The following is a 17,519-nucleotide window of genomic DNA, read 5'->3' as shown; positions in this document are numbered from 1 at the left end:
GCGGGGTGGGGAGGCGGGCGCGCTGGCGGGGCGGGGTGAGGAGGCCGGCGCGCTGGCGGGGCGGGGTGGGGAGGGGGGCTCGCTCAAAGGGCCGCCGCCTCCTGCCTGCGGATCTTCCCTGCACGGGCGAACCAGGTCACCAGGAACGACAGGACGAGCGCGAGGAAGACGCCGAGGTTGGCGTAGGCCCAGTCGCCGTCCTTGCCGCCGACGAGGAACAGCAGGTAGCCCTGCCAGTTGTTCCAGGGGGCGTCCTCGGCGAAGTTGTTCACCACGAGGCCCCAGCCGATGACGCTGGTTGCGACCATCGTGCCGATCGAGACCCCGTCCCAGGCGCCGTAGCGGCCTCGGGAGTCGAACAGCGCCTCCTCGTCGTAGTCCTTGCGCCGGCGCAGGATGTCGGCGATGAGGATGCCCGCCCACGAGGCCAGCGGGACGCCGAGCGTGATGAGGAAGCTCTGGAACGGACCGAGGAAGTCGGTCGCGAAGAAGACGACGAAGATCGTGCCGAGCGTGAGGATCACGCCGTCGATCGCCGCGGCGGACGGGCGGGGGATGCGGATGCCGAGGCTCAGCAGCGTCAGCCCGGACGAGTAGATGCCGAGCACGGCGCCGGAGACGAGCGCGAGCACGGCGGTGACGAGGAACGGCACGAGCACCCAGATCGGCAGGATGCCCGCGAGGGCGCCGATGGGGTCGTTCTGCACGGCCGTGAACAGCTCGTCGTCCGATCCGGCGAGCAGGAGCCCGAAGACGACCAGGATCACGGGAGCGATCGAGCCGCCGATCGTGTTCCAGGCGACGATCGCGCCGTCGGAAGCGGTGCGCTTCTGGTAGCGCGACCAGTCGGCGGCGATGTTGATCCAGCCCAGGCCGAAGCCCGTCATGACCATGACCAGCGCCCCGACGACGTGCCCGATGCTGCCGCCGGGCTTTGCGAGCACGGCGTCGAAGTCGATGGAGCCGGCCGCGAGGACGATGTAGAGCACCGTCACGACCCCGGTGATCCAGGTGAGAACCGACTGCAGCCGCATGATCGTGTGGTAGCCGAGGACGGACGCCGCGACGATGAGGGCCGCGACGATCACGGTGGCGACGATCTTCAGCCATACGCTGTCGCCGTCGCCGCCGAGCTGCGTGATGATCGTGGCGGTGGCGAGGACGGCCATGATCGCGAGGAAGGTCTCCCAGCCGATCGAGGTCAGCCAGGAGACGATGCCCGGCACCTTCTGGCCGTGCACGCCGAATGCGGCCCGGGAGAGCACCATCGTCGGCGCCGAGCCGCGCTTGCCCGCGATCGCGATGAGCCCGCACAGGGCGAAGGAGACGACGATGCCGATGGCCGACACGATGGTGGCCTGCCAGAACGAGATCCCGAACCCGAGGACGAAGGATCCGTACGACATGCCGAACACGGAGACGTTCGCCGCGAACCACGGCCAGAACAGGTCCCGCGGCTTCGCCGTCCGTTCGGATTCCGGGATGATCTCGATGCCCGCGCGTTCGATCAGCGAGCCGCTCTTCTCACTCATGTGCTCATCCTGGCACCACAGCCGCGCTGTATGGCGTGCGCGCGCGATTTTCGCGTCGAGTCCGCGCCCGAGCGCCGTATGGACGAGCGTTCAGCCGGCGAGGAAGGCGGTGGCGACGCGGGTCAGGTCGTAGAGGTCGGCGACTCCGGCGAGCTCGCGGGCCGAGTGCATCGACAGGATAGGGATGCCGACGTCGACCGTCCGGATGCCGAGGCGCGTCGCCGTGATGGGGCCGATCGTCGAGCCGCAGGGCACGTTGTTGTTCGACACGAACTCCTGCGACGCGATGCCCGCCGCCTCGCTCCATCGCGCCCAGGCGGCCGCCCCGACGGCATCCGTCGCGTAGCGCTGGTTCGCGTTGACCTTCAGGATCGGTCCCGATCCGAGCAGCGGCTGCACCACGGGGTCGTGCTTGGCGACGTAGTTCGGATGCACGGAGTGCCCGACATCGCTCGACAGGCACCAGGACGCCGCGAACCCGCGCCGCTGCTCCGACGCGTCCGCTCCGAGTCCGGCGTACACGCGCACCAGCACGTCCTCCAGGAACGGCCCCGCCGCACCGGAGCGGGACTCCGAGCCGAGCTCCTCATGGTCGAAGACCGCGAGGACGGGGATGGGGCCGTCCTCGAGTGGGGAACCGGCGAGGGCCGTCATCGCCACGACCCCCGCATGCACGGAGGCCAGATCGTCCAGGCGGCCGCTCGCGAAGAACGCGTCGTCCTTGCCGAAGAGCGCACCGCGCGCGGAGTCGGCGACGACGGCGTCGAAGCCGCGGATGTCGGCGGCCGCCACCCCCGCGGACGCGGCGAGCTCGCCGAGGAGATCCTCCGCCCCCGGGTCGCCGAGGCCCCAGACCGGTTGGGTCTGGAACTGCTTGTCCAGGGCAAGCCCGCTGTTCGCCTCCCGGTCCAGGTGCACGGCGAGCTGAGGGATGCGCAGCAGGGGGCCGGTGTCGGCGAGCACGACGGAGCCGTCCGCCAGCACGAGCCGCCCGGCGAGGCGGAGCTCGCGGTCGAGCCAGGAGTTCAGCAGCGGTCCGCCGTACACCTCGACGCCGGCCTGCAGCCAGCCGCGTGCGCCCGTGGTCGGCTTCGGCTTGAGCTTGAAACCGGGGGAGTCGGTGTGCGCGCCGAAGATCCGCGTGCCGGTGGTGGGGGTGGCGTCCGAGGGCAGTGCCCAGGCGATGGCGGCGCCGTCGCGGACGACGACGAAGCGTCCGCCCGGCAGGGCAGGCCAGGCGTCCTCCTCGTCGAGCCGCGTGAATCCGGCGTCTTCGAGCCGTCGCGCGACCTCCGCCGCGGCGTGATAGCTGGAGGGGGAAGCCGCGACGAAGTCGGCGAGGTCCTCGGCGTGCGAGCGGGCGGCGGGGCTGACGGGCATGGGCGGGACCTCCGGGTTTCGCGTCATGACGATCGTAGACGCCTCACTGCTCTGTCCCGTGTCCGGTGTGAGTCGACGGCGCTGCGGCGCGAACATCCGGGACGCTGCGGGCGGTCCGCCCATCGGTGCGTGCGAAGGCGTTGCCGAGCTCTGCGGCACGCCGCTCGGGCGCTACTCCTTGACCGGCAGCACCTGGAACTTCTTACCGCCGTCGGCGGGCGGGACCACGGCGACGAACTCGCCCTTGCCCTGCACCTGTGCGGCGGTGAGGGCCGCCGGCAGGTTGGGGGAGAGATTCGAGGCGCTCGTGCCGAGCAGGACGCCCGCCTTGAGGGCGGCGGCGGCCGTCGCCTTCAGCGCCTTCTTGTCGAGGGTCGCGAGATACGCGTTGTACTGCTGGGCGATGGTGTCGAGCTCGGCATCGGGAATGCTGGGATGCGAGATGAACGCCACGTCGACCTGCGCCCGACCGTTCTGGACCTTGAGCCCGGAGTACCGCTGACGGCCCACCCAGCCGCGCGCCTGGTAGTCCGCGAACAGCGCGGCGCCGTTCTTCCTGCGGGTGGAGAAGTGCACGATCAGGAGGACGATCCCCAGCGGGACGAGGACGATCGGCCCGTACACGTAGAGGAAATGCCACATCTGGGCGCGACCGCTGGAGAACTCGAGCGCGCTCGCGTCGAAGAAGTACCGGGCGATGAGCCAGCCCTTCCAGTCGACGGCCGAACCCAGCTGCACGAAGTTGATCACGAGCCCGATGACGCCGGCGATGAGGCTGGTCATGCCGCCGACGTAAGCGGTGCTGCGCGGAGTGACCGCCTTGGCGAAGCCCTCGGGCGTGGACAGCTGGTGCTGGATCGTCGCGATGCTCATGACGGAGAGCATAGTGGCGCCCGCACGAGCCCCCTGCTCCGCAGATGCTCCGCGGACGCGAGGCTCAGCGGAAGTCTACGAGCCCGGCGTGCGCCGCCGTGACGAGGATCTGCACGCGGTCGCGCACGTGCCACTTGGACATGATGCGCCCGAGATGGGCCTTCACCGTGCCCTCGGAGACGATCAGCGCTCGGGCGATCTCCGCATTGGACATGCCCTCTGCGAGACGATCGACGACCTCGCTCTCCCGGTCGGTCAGCGGCTCGAGCTCGGCCGCCCTGCCGCCATCCGCCGGCTCCGTGTCGCGCACGTGCTGGACGAGCAGCGAGGCGATCCGCGGCGAGAGGGCGCTCGCGCCGTTGAAGACGTCCCTCACCCCGGCGACGACGCTCTCGGCGCTGGAGTCCTTGAGCAGATACCCGGATGCTCCCGCGCTGAGCATGGGGAGCACCGTCTCGCTGCCGTCCAGGGTCGTCACGGCGAGGATGCGGACATCGGGCCAGCGCTCGGTGATGGCCGCAGTCGCCGCGATGCCGTCCATCTCGGGCATCTGGACGTCCATGAGGACGACATCCGGATGCTCGCGGCCGACCGCGGCGATCGCCTCGACGCCGTCGACCGCATCGCCGACCACCTCGATCCCCGGATCGCGGGAGACGAAGTGGGAGAGCGCAGAGCGCACCAGCGGATCGTCGTCGACGATGAGCACGCGGATTTCCGGCATGGGAGCAGCCTAACCGCAGCGAAGACGGCAAGCCGAAGGCATATAGACCTTTGGCCAGCCAAGTCTGATCGAAAGTTCGATGTGTGAATCGTCCGCCGCCGAGAAGATGGATCTATCGACTTACAAACGACCAGTATCGGAGGTGAATTACTATGACCTTTTGGCAGCAGGTGTGCCGGATCTTTGGGATCAAAGGCTAACAGTACCTGGCGGATGGGAGAACTTGGGCCATGGCGCGTGATCGGTCGAGTCCCCGTGAGCCCGGTGTTCTCCGCCTGGGCCACGGCGCACGGTTGAGCGCATTCGAACGAATCGCGCTCCTGGCGGTCATCGGAGTCATCACCGCCTTCGATCTCTTCGGCTACTTCTCCGCTCCCGGAACCGATCCGGCCGCCTTCGTCTTCAGTATCGCGTCCACCGCGGTGTTCGCCCTCTATCTGTGGTCGCCGCTGGTGGCCACGTGCGCGGTGGGGCTCGTCTTCGCGCTGTCGTTCCTGGTCGGCAGCCAGAGCGAAGTGCTGGCGGCCTCCGCCATCGCTGCAGGACTCGTGCTCCGGCTCGGCTGGAACGCGCTGATCCTGTCCTACACCGGAGCCTTCCTGATCGCGACGGCGATCGCCGCCTCCGTCGACGTCGTGCTTCCCGGCGCCGTCGGCATCTACCTGATCTTCGCCGCTGTGGCGGGCGGTGTCGGTCTCGCGCTGCGCGTGGCCTTCGATCGCGGCAGCCGCCTCGAGCGCGAACTGGCCGAACGCGCCGAACAGGAGCGCCAGGCCGTGCTCGCCGAACGGCGATGGATCGCCGGCGAGCTGCACGACAGCATCGCACACCATCTCACGGTGGTGTCGCTGCACGTGCAGATGCTGGACGACCCTCGGACGACCCGCGATTCGCAGGAGGCGATCCGCATCGCCGCACGCAAGGCCATGGCCGATCTGCGGTTCGTCATCGAGCTCGCCGACGACGGTCCGCGGGCATCCGGCATGCAGACGGGCGACCTCGCATCGGCCATCGAGGAGGCCGATGGAGAGTTCTCTGCCGCGGGGCACGTCGTCCGACGCGAGGGGGATCCGCGCGACGAGAGGATCCCCCGCATGGCTGAGATCATCCTCGCGCGCATCATGCGCGAGTCGGCGACGAACGTTCTCAAGTACGCGGGCCCCGGCGAGGTCGTGATCGGACTGAGCGTCGATGACAGCGCCTCGAGACTCGTGGTCAGCAGCCCCCTGCCGACGACGCCCCGACGCGATCTGCCGTCCAGCAGCACCGGCCTGAAGCGGATGGCGGATCGCGTCCTCGGCGCCAGTGGGGATTTCAGCGCCGGCGAGGTCGATGGCCGCTGGCGCGTCTCCGCTACTGTCCCGATCTCCTGAGGCGCGCCGGATCCCGGTCAGATCTAGCCGAAAGTCTATATATCCCTCGACCTTCGGCACTGCTCTTGCGGTGCACGATTGCCTATCTTTGAATCAACCCCAGATAGGCGTCCCCAGCGCCAAGATCGCGAGCGCGCTCCCCAGAACGTTTCTCAGACGCGCTCGCGATCATCGGATCCCCTCAGGATCATCGCTTTTCGGCGACCGCTTCGTTCCGTCGTCGGATGCCTCGCACGACCATGCGCGCACAGGGCGGGCGACGGCGAACAGCCGCGAGGAATCCGCGGTTAACGAGAGCTGAACTCTTTCGTGCCGCTCCGTCCGGCCGCGCACTTCGATGTCAGAGTGGCATCCGGATCCTCTGCAGCGGGGATCTGGAGAGGGCCCCATGATCGACACCGTCTGCGCCGTCCGAGGCCCGGAGACCGCCACCCCCGCGACCGCCGTGCGGGCGGTATGACATGCGGACGCTGCTGCCGCACGCGGAGCTGCGTGATGTCGCACTGCGCCCGGCCGCGACGGCGCGGGTCTGGCTCGGCGCGGGGCTTCCGCTGGAGACCGTCGCGGTCCCAGGGGTGGGACTCGGCGCCGGAGACGTCCTCGTCGCCGTCGAGCTGTCGACCATCTGCGGATCCGACGTGCATGCCGTTCGCGGCGATCGAGCCGCCCCGATCCCCTCGGTGCTCGGCCACGAGAGCGTCGGACGAGTGATCGCGATGGGGGAGGGCGGTGCGCGGACCGTCGAGGGCGGTGAGCTGCGCGTCGGAGATCGCGTCGTGTGGTCCGTGACCGTCTCGTGCGGGCAGTGCGATCGCTGCCGAGCGGGCCATACGCAGAAGTGCCGGACGCTCGCGACATACGGCCAAGAGCGCATCGAGCCGCGCTGGGAGCTCACCGGAGGGTTCGCCAGCCACGTGCACCTGCGCCGGGGGACGTCGATCGTGCGCGTGCCGGAGTCGCTGCCCGCGGCGGTGCTGGCGCCCGCGTCCTGCGCGACCGCGACCGCATGGGCGGCTGTCGCGAAGGCGGGGCGGAATCTCGATGGGGCGCGGGTGCGCGTGTTCGGAGCCGGGCTCGTCGGGCTGTCAGCGGCCGCGATCGCGGCGGACCAGGGCGCCGTCGTCACGGTCGTCGACCCGTCGCCGGAGCGCCGGGCGCTCGCCGAGCGCTTCGGCGCCGAGCCGGCGCCGGCGGCGGGGCCCGCCGATGTGGCGATCGAAGCATCCGGCCATGCCGTGTCGGAGGCGATCGACGCCGTGGACGTCGGGGGGACCGTGGTGCTCGTCGGCAGCGTCTTCCCGGCTCCGCCGGTGGCGCTGGATGCCGAGCGCCTGGTGCGCAGGCTCGTGACCGTGATCGGGGTGCACAACTGCACCGGACCGGAGCTGTCGGAGGCCGTCGCCTTCCTCACCGGGCGAGGCCGGGCCTTCGGCTTCGCCGACGTCGTGGGAGCGGTGTTCTCCTTGGAGGATGCCGATGCGGCGCTGGCCGCGGCCTCGGCTCCCGATGCTCCGCTGCGCGTCGGCCTCGTCCCGCGGTAGCGGGCGCGGCGACGCCGACGCCCTCCCGTGCGGCGGGTCGGTCGCGCCTCCCGTTCGCGCCTCCCGTTCAGTGAGCGAGTCTCTTCTCCCGTTCGTTGAGCGCGCCTCCTCTCCCGTTCGTTGAGCGAGCCGGAGGCGAGTCGAAACGCGTCTCGGTGACGGGCGTTTCGACTCGGTCGCTTCGCGTCCTCGCTCAACGAACGGGGTGGGGTCTGGCTTGCACCCTCGCTCAACGAACGGGGTGGGGTCTGGTTCGCGTCCTCGCTCGGCGGGCGGGGTGGGGTCTGGTTCGCGTCCTCGCTCGGCGGGCGGGGTGGGGTCTGGCTTGCACCCTCGCTCGATGGGCGGGGTGGGGTCTGGTTCGCGTCCTCGCTCGGCGGGCGGAGAGGAGGGCGCTCGGGATCCGTCCTCGACGAACGGTGGGCGACCGCCGCCGTGGCAGTCTTGAGCCATGCATTCGAACACGGCGTCCCGCCCGTTCTTCGGCGCGGCGCTCGTGTTCGGCTCCTGCGTCTCGCTGTCGTTCGGCGCGGCGATCGCCGCGCAGCTCTTCCCCGCCCTCGGTGCCTGGGGCGTGACCGCGCTCCGCCTCGGAATCGCGGCGATCGTGCTGCTGATCGCGGTCCGACCGCGGGTGCGCAGCTGGGACGGGCGGCAGTGGCGCGCCGCGATCCTCTTCGGCCTGGCGCTGGGCGGCATGAACGGGGCGTTCTACGCCGCGATCGAGCGCATCCCGCTGGGGCCTGCGGTCGCGATCGAGTTCCTCGGCCCGCTCGCGCTCGCCGCCCTCCTCACCCGGCGGCTGCGGGACTTCGGGTGGGTCGTGCTGGCCGTCGCCGGCATCGCACTCCTCGGCGTCGACGGGATGCTGGGCGCCGCGCCCCTGGACCCGCTCGGCGTCGCCTTCGTGCTGATCGCCGCGCTGTTCTGGGCGTTGTACATCCGCGCCAGTGCGCACGCGGGATCGGTCATCGAGGGCAATGGAGCGCTCGCCATCGCCTTCGCCGTGTCGGCGGTGATCCTGCTGCCGTTCGGCATCCCTGCGATCGGAGTCGTGGCCGGGGACCCGCCGCTTCTGCTCCTCGCCCTCGCGACCTCGCTGCTGGGGTCCGTCATCCCGTACACGCTCGAGCTCGCCGCGCTTCGACGCGTTCCGCAGCGCGTCTTCGGCATCCTGCTGAGCCTGGAGCCGGCCACGGCGACCCTCGCGGGCTGGCTGCTGCTCGGCCAGGCGGCGAGCCCGCTGCGGCTCATCGCGATCTGCTTCGTCATCGCCGCGAGCGTGGGCGTCAGCGTCGTCGGCGCGCGCGGTCGCCGTGCCGAGGAGGCGGGACCGCTCAGTGATCCCGCAACGCCGTGATCAGCTCGCTCTTGCGCTTTCCCGAGTATCCGCGGAGACCCAGCTCCTTGGCACGGGCGCGCAGCTCCGGCACGGTCCAGTCGTCGTAGTCGCCCGCCTCGCCGCCCCGCCGGCCGATCTCGCTGCGGCCCTTCTTCGTGCCGCCGGTCGCGTTCGAGATGCGGGCGGCCTTCTCCTTCGAGGCGCCGTCCTTGCGCAGCTCCTCGTAGAGCTCCGGGTCCTTGAGGCGGGATTGCGCGTTCCGAGGCATCCTTGCTCTCCTTCTCCTCGTTCTCCTGCGGTCAGAGCGAGATGCTCTCGACCGTCTCCCCCGTGTCGGCCGCCGGCAGCGACCGGGCCACATCGGCCTGGGTCACGATGCCGACGAGCATGTGATCCTCGATGACCGGGAGCCGGCGGATCCGATGCTCCTGCATCCGCTCGAGAGCGACGGCGACGTCGTCGGAGGCCTGCACCGTCACCGGTCTTCCGGCGGCGAGGGCCCTGGCCGGCGTCGCGTCGGGGTCCATCCCGTTGGCGATCGCCTTCACCACGATGTCGCGGTCCGTCAGCATCCCCTTCAGGCGGCTGTCCTCACCGCAGATCGGCAGGGAGCCGACATCGAGCTCCGACATGAGCGAGGCCGCCACCTGAAGGGAGTCGTTCTCCCCGATGCACCGGGCCCCGGGAGTCATGATGTCGCTGATGAGCGTCATGGCGCTCTCCTCTCCTGTCCATGTGCGCGCCACGCTACGGGGACGCGGCGACCTCGGGGAGGGGGGTTGACAGTGCGTGCGCCGGTCGTCAACCCCCTGGGGGCCGCACGACCGGTGGAGCAGAGTGCAGACATGATGAGACGACGGATGCTGCGGGACAACGGCCTCGGGCTGTTCTTCCTCGCGCTCTTCCTCCTCGCGCTGATCGGGCAGTCGATCGCCGGCTGGTTCCGCACCAACGAGGAGCTCGCCGCGCATGCGCTCCCCCCGGAGGGATTCTGGAGCTTCGTCCTCTCCAGTGACTTCGTCGTCGACGTCGCCGAGAACTGGCAGTCGGAGTTCCTGCAGTTCTTCCTGTTCATCGCCGCGACCATCTGGCTGGTTCAGCGAGGATCCCCGGAGTCGAAGAGGCCGGGCGACGAGGGCCCGGGCAGCGACGAGGATCAGCTCGTCGGAGCCCACGCCCGCCCGGACTCCCCGAGATGGGCGCGCGCGGGCGGCTGGCGCACCGCCCTCTACGGCAACTCGCTGCTGATCGTCATGGGCGCGGTCTTCGTGCTCTCCTGGGCAGCCCAGTCGCTCGCCGGACTCGTCGTCGCGAACGAGGAGAACGCGATGCACGGGCAGGCCGCGATCACCTGGGGCGAGTACGTCGCCGGCCCGGACTTCTGGGATCGCACGCTGCAGAACTGGCAGTCGGAGTTCCTGGCGGTCGCCGCCATGGTGCTGCTCTCCATCGTGCTGCGCCAGCGCGGCTCCGCGGAGTCGAAGCCGGTCGGCGCCCCGCACCGGGTCTCCGCATGGGAATCGGAGTGAGGCGGCTCAGGCGTCGCTGACGAGATCCTCGGGGACGAGCGTGATCCCGCCGGTGCTGTTCGCCGAATGCGCCATCGCCGTGATCCACTCGGCATGCAGCGTGGGCGGCTCGGGATCGGCGAAGACGAAGCGGAGCGGGATGGACGGGTGCAGCCAGATGGTCGATCGGCCGGTCTCGTCGCCGTCGGGATGCCGCCAGGAGAGCGTGAAGCTCTCATTGCGGCGCAGCTTCGTCGCGATCACGACCTTGAGGTGGGCCAGAGCCCTGTCCTCGATCTGGATCGGGCTCTCGGAGCCGCCGTAGTAGAGCATTCCCATACGGCTACGCTACCGGTAGGGGAAGAGATGTGAGGGCCGAAGAGGCCGAAAGCGGAGGGCGCCATGGGCAGGTTCATCTACGAGGGCGACGTGAAGGTCGAGATCGAGGACCGGGCGCTGACTCATCTGCAGCTGGTCATCAGCGCCAAGCTGAGACGAGGCGAGCCGTTCCCGTTCTCCTGGCGCGAGGATGCCAGCGTCGGCGGAGGGCGCACCACCGTCTGGGTCCAGCCGGGCAGCGCCCTGGTCTTCAAGTACTACGGGAGCCGTTCCCCCGCGATCAACCGCGCCTGGGTCGACGCCCTGGCCTTCACGGCGAGCTCGCCGGGCGGCCTCTACCTCGTCCCTGAACCCGAGGATCCGGGATCGGATGCCGTCGCCGTGGAGTCGCCGGCGATCTGAACGGGCACCGGGAACGGGCGGTCCGTCACCGCCTCGATCCCTGTCACCGTCACCCAGCCCTCGGCGAGGCGCACCGCATCGCTGTGCGCGCTCGGCGCGAGCGGCATGTCCTCGACGGCGAGGCGCACATAGTGCTCGTCCGCCTCGGTGAGCGTGGTCTGCACGATTCCGAACGGGGCGAGCGGCGCTTCGACGATCCCGCGGATCTCCGGCGCGTTCGGCGCGTTCACGTTCACGACGCTCCCGCGCGGCCGCTCCAGCAGGGCGGGGATCAGCCTCCGTGCGGCGTCCGCGCCCGTCTCCCAGTGCCACTCCTGCGGGTCGATGCCGACGTCGAGCGAGACGGCCATGCCCCATGCGCCGTTCAGGCCGCCCGTAAGCGCGGCGCCCACCGTGCCGGAGTGCAGGATCGCGCGTCCCACGTTCGCGCCGTGGTTCACCCCGGAGAGGACGAGATCGGCCGGCGCCCCGAAGGCGCCGCGCGCCGCGATGAGGGAGATCAGCCCGGGCCCGCCGTGCACGGCGTACGCGGCGATCCCGTCCAGCTCCGGCAGTTCCCTCCGGGACATCCGGATGCGGCCGTCGGCCTCCTCGGCGAGGATCGACGCGCTGGCACCGCTGGACTGCGCCGCCGGCGCGGCGATGACGACGTCGAGTCCGGCGGCGACCGCAACGCGGGCGAGCGCGCAGAGCCCCGGTGCGTCGATCCCGTCGTCGTTGGTGACGAGAGCGCGCATCAGCGACCCTCCTCGGGAGCGGCCCGCGCGGCCAGGCCATCCGGGCTCGTCCGCTCGTCGGAGGTCGGCGGGGCGCCGGAGTCGTCCAGCGGCGACAGGACCGCGCGTTCGCGCAGCGCCCGGATCGCGTCGCCGTCGCCGGTCCCGAGGCCATGCCTCGTGACGTTCAGGGCGCCAGCGGCCGCGCCGAGCGAGATCGCACGACGCAACGGCTCGCCGCGGGCGATGCCGGCCGCGACGCCTGCCGTGAGGGAGTCGCCCGCTCCTCGCGTCTCGGTCTCCTCGAACGGGGGCAGCGAGACGAGCGCCGCCCCTTCCTCATCGAGCAGGAGCAGCGGCTCTGCGGAGCGGGTGACGATGACAGAGCGCGCGCCCTCGGCGCGCAGCTCCCGCATCGCCGTCACGATCGATGCCGGTGAGGAATCCGCGATGAGGCCGTCGGCCTGCAGCTCCTCATGGCTGACCTTGAGGACATCGACGCCGCCCTCCACGACCGCCCTCAGCCTTTCCCCGGCCAGATCGGCGACCACGGTGCGTCCCTCGCCGCGGAGGTCCGCGGCGAGACGCCGGTAGATGTCCGGCGGGAGGGTCTCGGCTCCCGCCGGCCCGCTGAGGATGACCACCCGCGCCTCGGCGCCGGCGCTGAGCATGGCCGTGTAGAGATCGTCGAGCTCGTGCCGGCCCAGAGCATCGCCCTCCTCCTCGGCCACCAGGGTGCGCCTGCCGCCGCGCCGGTCGTGGAGGTACGCGGATCCGCGGCCGGCGCGCTCCACCGACGCTATGGAGATCTCCTCGTCCTCGAGGAGATGACGGAGGACACCGCCGATCTCGCCGGTCAGGGCGCAGCACATCGTCGCATCGCACCCCAGCCGCCGCAGCATCCGCGCCTGCCAGACGCCCTGCCCGCCCGCATGCACATGGATCTCCGATCCCTGCGGGTGGTCCTCGACCGTGACCGTGAGGATCGGCGAAGGGGCGAAGATCGTGACATCGGACATGCGTCAGGGCGCCTCGTCGCGAAGATCGCGCGGCTCGGCGTCCCCCGTGGACGCGTCGGGCTCGTCCTCGGCGGCGAGATCGCCCTGGCCCCCTTCGCCGAGCTCGGGCTCCTCGCCCTGCGTCTCCGGCTGCTCCTCGGCATCCGCGTGCTCGATGCGCTCGGGCGGGAAGGGCAGCTCCTCCTCGGGGATCGCGCGTGTTCCGGACATCGTCGGCTCCTCTCGTCGGCTCGGACCAGGATCTCCGCAGGATCGGGGCGCGTCTGCCCCATTGACAGACCGCCCGCCGCCGCGCACGCGCACGCGAAGGTGCAGCGATCGTGCGGTGTCAAGCCCCTTGGCTCCGTGACCGCCGCGGGTCATGCTCTTTCTCACACCCATCCCCAAGCAGAGGAGAGTGACGACGTCATGCCGGAAAGCACCGATCCCCGCTACGCGCACTCGGACGGCCCTTTCCCGCCGCAGACCCAGGACCAGCCGGGGCAGACGGACGAGACCCGGCCGACACCGGATCACGGCGAGGAGAGCTACCGGGGAAGCAGCCGTCTCGCCGGGCGTCGGGCGCTGATCACCGGAGGAGACTCCGGGATCGGCCGCGCCGTGGCGATCGCCTTCGCCCGTGAGGGCGCCGACGTCGCGATCGTCCACATGCCGGAGGAGCAGGACGATGCGGACGAGACCCTGCGCCAGGTCCGCGACGCCGGACGCACCGGGCTGTCCTTCGCCGGCGACGTCCGGGAGGAGGACTTCGCCACGGAGGCCGTGGCCGAGGCGCGACGAGCGCTCGGCGGACTGGACGTCCTCGTGCTCAACGCCGCCTACCAGCACGACGTCGACGGCTTCGCGAATCTCCGCACCGACCAGATGCGCCGCGTCTTCGATACGAATCTCGCCGGTCTCCTCTTCTCCGCGAGGGCGGCCTTCCCCACCCTCGAACCCGGAGCGTCGATCATCGTCACCGCTTCGATCCAGGCGGCGGATCCATCGCCCGGCCTCATCGACTACGCGATGACCAAGGCGGCCCAGGTGGCCTTCGTCAAGGCTCTCGCCCAGGAGGCCGGTCCCCGTGGCATTCGCGTCAACGCCGTCGCCCCAGGGCCGATCTGGACGCCCCTGATCCCCGCCACAGGCTGGGACGAGGAGCGGGTCGCCTCCTTCGGCTCCGACACTCCGCTCGGCCGCGCAGGACAGCCGGCCGAGCTCGCCGGCGCGTATGTGCACCTCGCTTCCGCGGAGTCCTCATACACCTCCGGCGCGGTCCTCGCGGTGACCGGGGGGAAGGCGCTGTGAGCATCGTGGCGCCCCCGGACCCGCCGTCGGCCGAGACGTCCTGGGAGATCGTCCCGCTGGGGAGGACCGGCTGGCGCATCTGCGACGCCTCTCGCGGACATTCGGATGCGGCCCGGCTGGTCGCCTACGCGGAGAAGAACGAGATCGGAACCGTCGAGGTGCTGTGGCTGCGCAGTCCCTGCCCGACGCGCTCGCGCTATCGTGACCTGGACGAGGTCATCGCCGATCTCGACGCCGCCGTCGCGAAGGCCTCGTCCCGGGGGCGTTCGTCTCGCCCCTGGGACATCCCGCACTTCCCCCCGCCGCGGCCGTGAGTCACCTCCCGCCGCGATCCGCCTCGTCGGGGAGGGCCCCGACGGGAACGACGACGATGTCCTGAACCTTCCAGTCCAGCGCGGAGATCCGCTCCGACGCCTCCCGGAGGGCTGCCGTCCGGACGCGGCCGCGTACGGGCCGGATGAAGGCCTCGACGTGGAAGACCTGGCCCTGATCGCGCAGCCGCACTGCGGCCTCGGCGACCCAGGGGAGCTCCTCGAGCAGCGCGACGACGTCGGCCGCAAGCGGGTGCGGGGCCTCGTCGTCGTAGGTCCGGGCGCGCTGGTCCATGAGATCCGAGACGGCCGACCGCGTGTTGCGGAATCCGTCGCGGACGATGCCGACCGAGATGAAGAGCGCCGCAGCCCCGTCGAGCCACCAGACGCCGAAGCCGATGCCGAGCACGCCGATGATCGAGGCCGCGTTGGTGTGCCAGTCGGCCTTGGCCATGTCGGCGTCCGCGTACAGGAGCTTGTTGTGCAGCACGGGTGCAAGACGGGCCTTGGCCGGTCCGTACAGGAACACGGGGCCGACGACGATGACGACCATGACGGCGATCATGAGCCATCCCAGCCAGAGCGTCGTGCCGAACAGCCGGACGGTGCCGATCGTCGGATGCTCGGCGGCGATCAGCCCCATGACCGCCTCGACCGCGAGGTTCAGGCCGACGACGAGCAGGGCGACGCCCGCGACGAGATGGCCCACGCCCATTGCGCGGTGCCGGCCGTAGGGATGCTGGAGGGTCGGCCGACGACGGACGAGCGGCAGGGCGATGAGGAAGGCCAGCTGCGGGATGAGGGAGAGCATGTCCTCGATCCACGCCGTCTTCATCGACTGCGAGTTCCCGACGACGAGCGCGACGAGCACGATGGTCGCACCGGTGTAGCAGATCGTGAAGATCTCCCAGCGGACGGCCTTGCGCAGAGCGTCCTGCTGCTCGTCCGGCAGGTCGACGCGTCCGAACTGGTGACGGGGGATGCTCCTCACGATCCGGCCTCGGCGTCCAGGAAGCGCTCCAGCTCCGACAGATAGGCGTTCTCGCCCAGCGGGAGCAGCAGGACGATGGCGCGGCCTTCCGATCCGGGGATGCCGGGATAGCCGCGTGTGATCCCTACCCGGTCGGCCCACGGCGTGGCATCCGTGAACCCTCCGATGGCGAGGTCGATGCGCCCCTGTTCGAGCATCCCGACCAGGGTCTCCTCGCTTCCCGTCGTCCAGCGGATGTCGGCGTCGACGGATGCGGCGAACTCCTCGGTGAGCTCGACGAGCGGGCCGGCCGGCTCGTCGCCCCGCGTCTCGGTCAGGCCCGGCTCCGCGCTGACGCCGACTCTGAGCACCCCGCCGGTGACGGCGACGAGCGTGCCGTCGGGGTCGGCAGGGATCGTGGCCGTGCATCCGGTCAGGATCGCGGAGAGCACGGCGGCCAGGAAGAGCCAGACGCGCGCCGGCCGGGAGCGCCCTGCTGCGAGAGGAGGCCGGGGGCGGGAACGAGCGCGTGCGATGTCGGACATGCGCTCAGCGTCCTGCCGCTCGAGGGCCAGGACAAGAGTCTTGACCCGCCTCCGACGGTTCGGCTAGCACCCTCCCCCTTCTCCCTCCCCCCTTGGCTGGTCGCACTCCGGGCGGGGTCAGCTAGGTTTGGGCCGCCCGAGACGTGACCGGTTTCGGGATGCCGTGACACGAGCGGCGAGCGGAGAATGGGCGAGGTCGCCGGAAGCGTGACCAGACCACTCGGCCCGCACGGGTAAGCACCAGGAACTGCCTCGACCGTCGACGACGTCCCGCCCGCTGCCGGCGCCCGCATAGGAGAGGCGAAGAACCGGGGACGGTTCGACTCGCCGAGCTGAGGACGCGTGACTCGTCGGTTGGCTCAAAGCGGCACGAGGTCGCGGGAGCCGTGGTGCTGCGCTGCGACCCCCTCGACGGCGACCAGTGCATCCGTGGCAGGGGGCGCTCTCGATGGGCAGGAGTCAGGCGTGGGCGGGAGATGCCGAGGCTCCGCTTCTCCCGCCCGAGTGCGGTGCCTGAGCAGCGCGGCGGTTGCGCGCGGCGCGACCATCCGGCGCCCGCGAATCGTCAGGCGGCCTGCGGCAGGGGGAAGCGTCGCCGCAGGATCACTCGCTGCACCAGCGTCCAGACCACCGTCACGGTGAGATACAGTGCGGCCGCGAGCGGGACGAACACGGCGAACACCGCGGTGAGGTAGTGCAGGGCGCTCATCGCGCGCAGCAGCCCCGGCGAGGACAGCGGCGAGTCGTCCTGGGGGACAGGGCGGAAGACCCGCCGGGTGATCTCCGCCACGACCACCATGACGACGACCACCGCCCCGAAGACGACGAGGGTCGGCAGCGAGAACGGGCCGGCGGCGAGCATGTGCACGAGGCTCGTGCCGAGCGGGGCGCCGAACAGGTCGTGGCTGAGCAGGTCGTTGGGATGCCCGGCGATCTCCGGGCGCAGGAACAGCGTGTAGAGGATGCCGACGATGGGAGCCTGCAGCAGCACGGGCAGGCATCCGGCGAAGGGAGACGTGTTCTCGTCCTTGTAGAGCTGCATCGTCTCGCGCTGCAGACGCTCGGGGTTCTTCTTGTGACGGCGCTGGATCTCCCGGAGCCGGGGAGCGAGCCTGGCCCTGGTCTGCTCGGCCCTGGCCTGGGATATGCCGACCGGGATGAGCAGCGCCCGGACGAGGAGGGTGACGAGGACGACGGCCGCTGCGGCCGCCGCCGCGCCGGCGAAGGGCGCGAGAAGATCGGCGAGCCCGGCGAGCGCGCCGTAGGCGGCGTCGAGGAGCGCGGCGAGAGGGGGGAAGGCGAAGATGTCCATGGGATCCGTTCGAAGCGGCGGGAAGGGTCGGCGGAGGCCGCGTTCCCGTCGCGGGGACGGTCACACGGCGCGCGCGACTCCCGGCGCTCGCGGACGAGGATGCCCCGCGGCATCCGGATCGCTCTGCGGAAGCAGCGTCGAGGCGCCGATCGCCCTGAGCGGGTGGGGCGCGGATCCGCTGCCGAGCGGGACCGCGCCGAGCGCGACCGCGACGAGGAGCGCGGACACGGCGAGGATCGCCACCGCGAGACCGAGGACGGCCAGGTCGGGCACGGCGATCAGTCCGAGCGCGGACAGCGTGAACGGCATCAGCTGCTCGAACGCGTCCCTCATGGCCCCGAG

General features: G+C 70.8%; 21 protein-coding genes. 7 read left to right on the top strand and 14 right to left on the bottom strand.

What is annotated here, in order from left to right:
- Positions 1 to 83 precede the first annotated feature (83 nt).
- The 4 genes from ACYVGQ_RS00800 to ACYVGQ_RS00785 form a co-directional block, all read right to left on the bottom strand.
- The gene (locus tag ACYVGQ_RS00800) at positions 84 to 1,532 is read right to left on the bottom strand and encodes a purine-cytosine permease family protein (RefSeq protein ID WP_460782581.1); all 1,449 of its coding nucleotides are present in this window, start codon (positions 1,530 to 1,532) and stop codon (positions 84 to 86) included.
- A gap of 90 nt (positions 1,533 to 1,622) precedes the next feature.
- On the bottom strand, positions 1,623 to 2,912 hold the full coding sequence (locus tag ACYVGQ_RS00795) for a M18 family aminopeptidase (RefSeq protein WP_460782580.1): 1,290 nt from the start codon (positions 2,910 to 2,912) through the stop codon (positions 1,623 to 1,625).
- Positions 2,913 to 3,083: 171 nt separating this feature from the next.
- Positions 3,084 to 3,785, bottom strand: a complete 702-nt coding sequence (locus ACYVGQ_RS00790; RefSeq protein ID WP_460782579.1) for a hypothetical protein — start codon at positions 3,783 to 3,785, stop codon at positions 3,084 to 3,086.
- A gap of 64 nt (positions 3,786 to 3,849) precedes the next feature.
- Positions 3,850 to 4,509 carry a response regulator gene (locus tag ACYVGQ_RS00785; protein ID WP_460782578.1) on the bottom strand — a complete coding sequence of 220 codons (660 nt, stop codon included), beginning with the start codon at positions 4,507 to 4,509 and terminating at the stop codon, positions 3,850 to 3,852.
- A gap of 293 nt (positions 4,510 to 4,802) precedes the next feature.
- Here ACYVGQ_RS00785 and ACYVGQ_RS00780 point away from each other — a divergent pair, with 293 nt between their 5' ends.
- The 3 genes from ACYVGQ_RS00780 to ACYVGQ_RS00770 all read left to right on the top strand — a co-directional run bounded on the left by ACYVGQ_RS00780 (position 4,803) and on the right by ACYVGQ_RS00770 (position 8,783).
- A complete protein-coding gene (locus ACYVGQ_RS00780; RefSeq protein ID WP_460782577.1) occupies positions 4,803 to 5,882 on the top strand; it encodes a sensor histidine kinase in 1,080 nt (359 codons plus the stop codon).
- A 461-nt stretch (positions 5,883 to 6,343) separates the two neighbouring features.
- Positions 6,344 to 7,423 (top strand): alcohol dehydrogenase catalytic domain-containing protein, encoded by a 1,080-nt coding sequence (locus ACYVGQ_RS00775; RefSeq protein WP_460782576.1) that lies wholly within the window; start codon positions 6,344 to 6,346, stop codon positions 7,421 to 7,423.
- Positions 7,424 to 7,874: 451 nt separating this feature from the next.
- Positions 7,875 to 8,783, top strand: coding sequence for an EamA family transporter (locus ACYVGQ_RS00770; RefSeq protein WP_460782575.1), 909 nt, complete (start codon positions 7,875 to 7,877; stop codon positions 8,781 to 8,783).
- On the opposite strand, the gene ACYVGQ_RS00765 is transcribed toward ACYVGQ_RS00770, so the two are convergent.
- Together ACYVGQ_RS00765 and ACYVGQ_RS00760 are read right to left on the bottom strand one after the other, a co-directional pair.
- Positions 8,761 to 9,033 (bottom strand): DUF7218 family protein, encoded by a 273-nt coding sequence (locus ACYVGQ_RS00765; RefSeq protein WP_460782574.1) that lies wholly within the window; start codon positions 9,031 to 9,033, stop codon positions 8,761 to 8,763. The genes ACYVGQ_RS00770 and ACYVGQ_RS00765 overlap by 23 nt on opposite strands.
- A gap of 31 nt (positions 9,034 to 9,064) precedes the next feature.
- Positions 9,065 to 9,478, bottom strand: coding sequence for a CBS domain-containing protein (locus tag ACYVGQ_RS00760; protein ID WP_460782573.1), 414 nt, complete (start codon positions 9,476 to 9,478; stop codon positions 9,065 to 9,067).
- Between the two features lie 135 nt (positions 9,479 to 9,613).
- On the opposite strand from ACYVGQ_RS00760, the gene ACYVGQ_RS00755 reads away from it, so the two are divergent.
- Entirely contained in the window at positions 9,614 to 10,294 is a 681-nt protein-coding gene (locus ACYVGQ_RS00755) for a DUF6766 family protein (protein ID WP_460783905.1), read from the top strand.
- A 6-nt stretch (positions 10,295 to 10,300) separates the two neighbouring features.
- Here ACYVGQ_RS00755 and ACYVGQ_RS00750 read toward each other — a convergent pair whose 3' ends face one another.
- Positions 10,301 to 10,612, bottom strand: coding sequence for a DUF7882 family protein (locus ACYVGQ_RS00750; protein ID WP_460782572.1), 312 nt, complete (start codon positions 10,610 to 10,612; stop codon positions 10,301 to 10,303).
- A 63-nt stretch (positions 10,613 to 10,675) separates the two neighbouring features.
- Here ACYVGQ_RS00750 and ACYVGQ_RS00745 point away from each other — a divergent pair, with 63 nt between their 5' ends.
- A complete protein-coding gene (locus ACYVGQ_RS00745; RefSeq protein ID WP_460782571.1) occupies positions 10,676 to 11,014 on the top strand; it encodes a DUF7882 family protein in 339 nt (112 codons plus the stop codon).
- Here the strand turns inward: ACYVGQ_RS00745 and surE are convergent.
- Genes surE through ACYVGQ_RS00730 form a run of 3 tightly spaced genes read right to left on the bottom strand, consistent with a single transcriptional unit; the run spans position 10,948 to position 12,959 of the window.
- On the bottom strand, positions 10,948 to 11,751 hold the full coding sequence (gene surE, locus ACYVGQ_RS00740) for a 5'/3'-nucleotidase SurE (protein WP_460782569.1): 804 nt from the start codon (positions 11,749 to 11,751) through the stop codon (positions 10,948 to 10,950). The genes ACYVGQ_RS00745 and surE overlap by 67 nt on opposite strands.
- Positions 11,751 to 12,749 carry a 1-phosphofructokinase family hexose kinase gene (locus tag ACYVGQ_RS00735; protein ID WP_460782568.1) on the bottom strand — a complete coding sequence of 333 codons (999 nt, stop codon included), beginning with the start codon at positions 12,747 to 12,749 and terminating at the stop codon, positions 11,751 to 11,753. Before ACYVGQ_RS00735 ends, surE begins: the two co-directional genes overlap by 1 nt.
- A gap of 3 nt (positions 12,750 to 12,752) precedes the next feature.
- A complete protein-coding gene (locus ACYVGQ_RS00730; RefSeq protein WP_460782567.1) occupies positions 12,753 to 12,959 on the bottom strand; it encodes a hypothetical protein in 207 nt (68 codons plus the stop codon).
- A gap of 198 nt (positions 12,960 to 13,157) precedes the next feature.
- On the opposite strand from ACYVGQ_RS00730, the gene ACYVGQ_RS00725 reads away from it, so the two are divergent.
- Positions 13,158 to 14,039, top strand: a complete 882-nt coding sequence (locus ACYVGQ_RS00725) for an SDR family oxidoreductase (RefSeq protein WP_460782566.1) — start codon at positions 13,158 to 13,160, stop codon at positions 14,037 to 14,039.
- Positions 14,036 to 14,353: a hypothetical protein gene (locus ACYVGQ_RS00720; RefSeq protein ID WP_460782565.1), complete on the top strand. Its 318-nt coding sequence runs from the start codon at positions 14,036 to 14,038 to the stop codon at positions 14,351 to 14,353. The genes ACYVGQ_RS00725 and ACYVGQ_RS00720 overlap by 4 nt, the downstream gene beginning before the upstream one ends.
- Position 14,354: 1 nt before the next feature.
- Here ACYVGQ_RS00720 and ACYVGQ_RS00715 read toward each other — a convergent pair whose 3' ends face one another.
- The 4 genes from ACYVGQ_RS00715 to ACYVGQ_RS00700 all read right to left on the bottom strand — a co-directional run bounded on the left by ACYVGQ_RS00715 (position 14,355) and on the right by ACYVGQ_RS00700 (position 17,510).
- Positions 14,355 to 15,341: a cation transporter gene (locus ACYVGQ_RS00715; protein ID WP_460782564.1), complete on the bottom strand. Its 987-nt coding sequence runs from the start codon at positions 15,339 to 15,341 to the stop codon at positions 14,355 to 14,357.
- On the bottom strand, positions 15,338 to 15,865 hold the full coding sequence (locus ACYVGQ_RS00710) for a hypothetical protein (protein ID WP_460782563.1): 528 nt from the start codon (positions 15,863 to 15,865) through the stop codon (positions 15,338 to 15,340). The genes ACYVGQ_RS00715 and ACYVGQ_RS00710 overlap by 4 nt, the downstream gene beginning before the upstream one ends.
- Before the next feature lie 565 nt (positions 15,866 to 16,430).
- The gene (locus ACYVGQ_RS00705) at positions 16,431 to 17,177 is read right to left on the bottom strand and encodes a YidC/Oxa1 family membrane protein insertase (protein ID WP_460782562.1); all 747 of its coding nucleotides are present in this window, start codon (positions 17,175 to 17,177) and stop codon (positions 16,431 to 16,433) included.
- Positions 17,178 to 17,237: 60 nt separating this feature from the next.
- Positions 17,238 to 17,510 (bottom strand): DUF6412 domain-containing protein, encoded by a 273-nt coding sequence (locus ACYVGQ_RS00700; protein WP_460782561.1) that lies wholly within the window; start codon positions 17,508 to 17,510, stop codon positions 17,238 to 17,240.
- Positions 17,511 to 17,519 lie beyond the last annotated feature (9 nt).

It is taken from the genome of Microbacterium tumbae (assembly GCF_054780175.1).
Note: the sequence above shows the minus strand (reverse complement) of the source record. Positions and strands in the feature narration are given on the sequence as shown.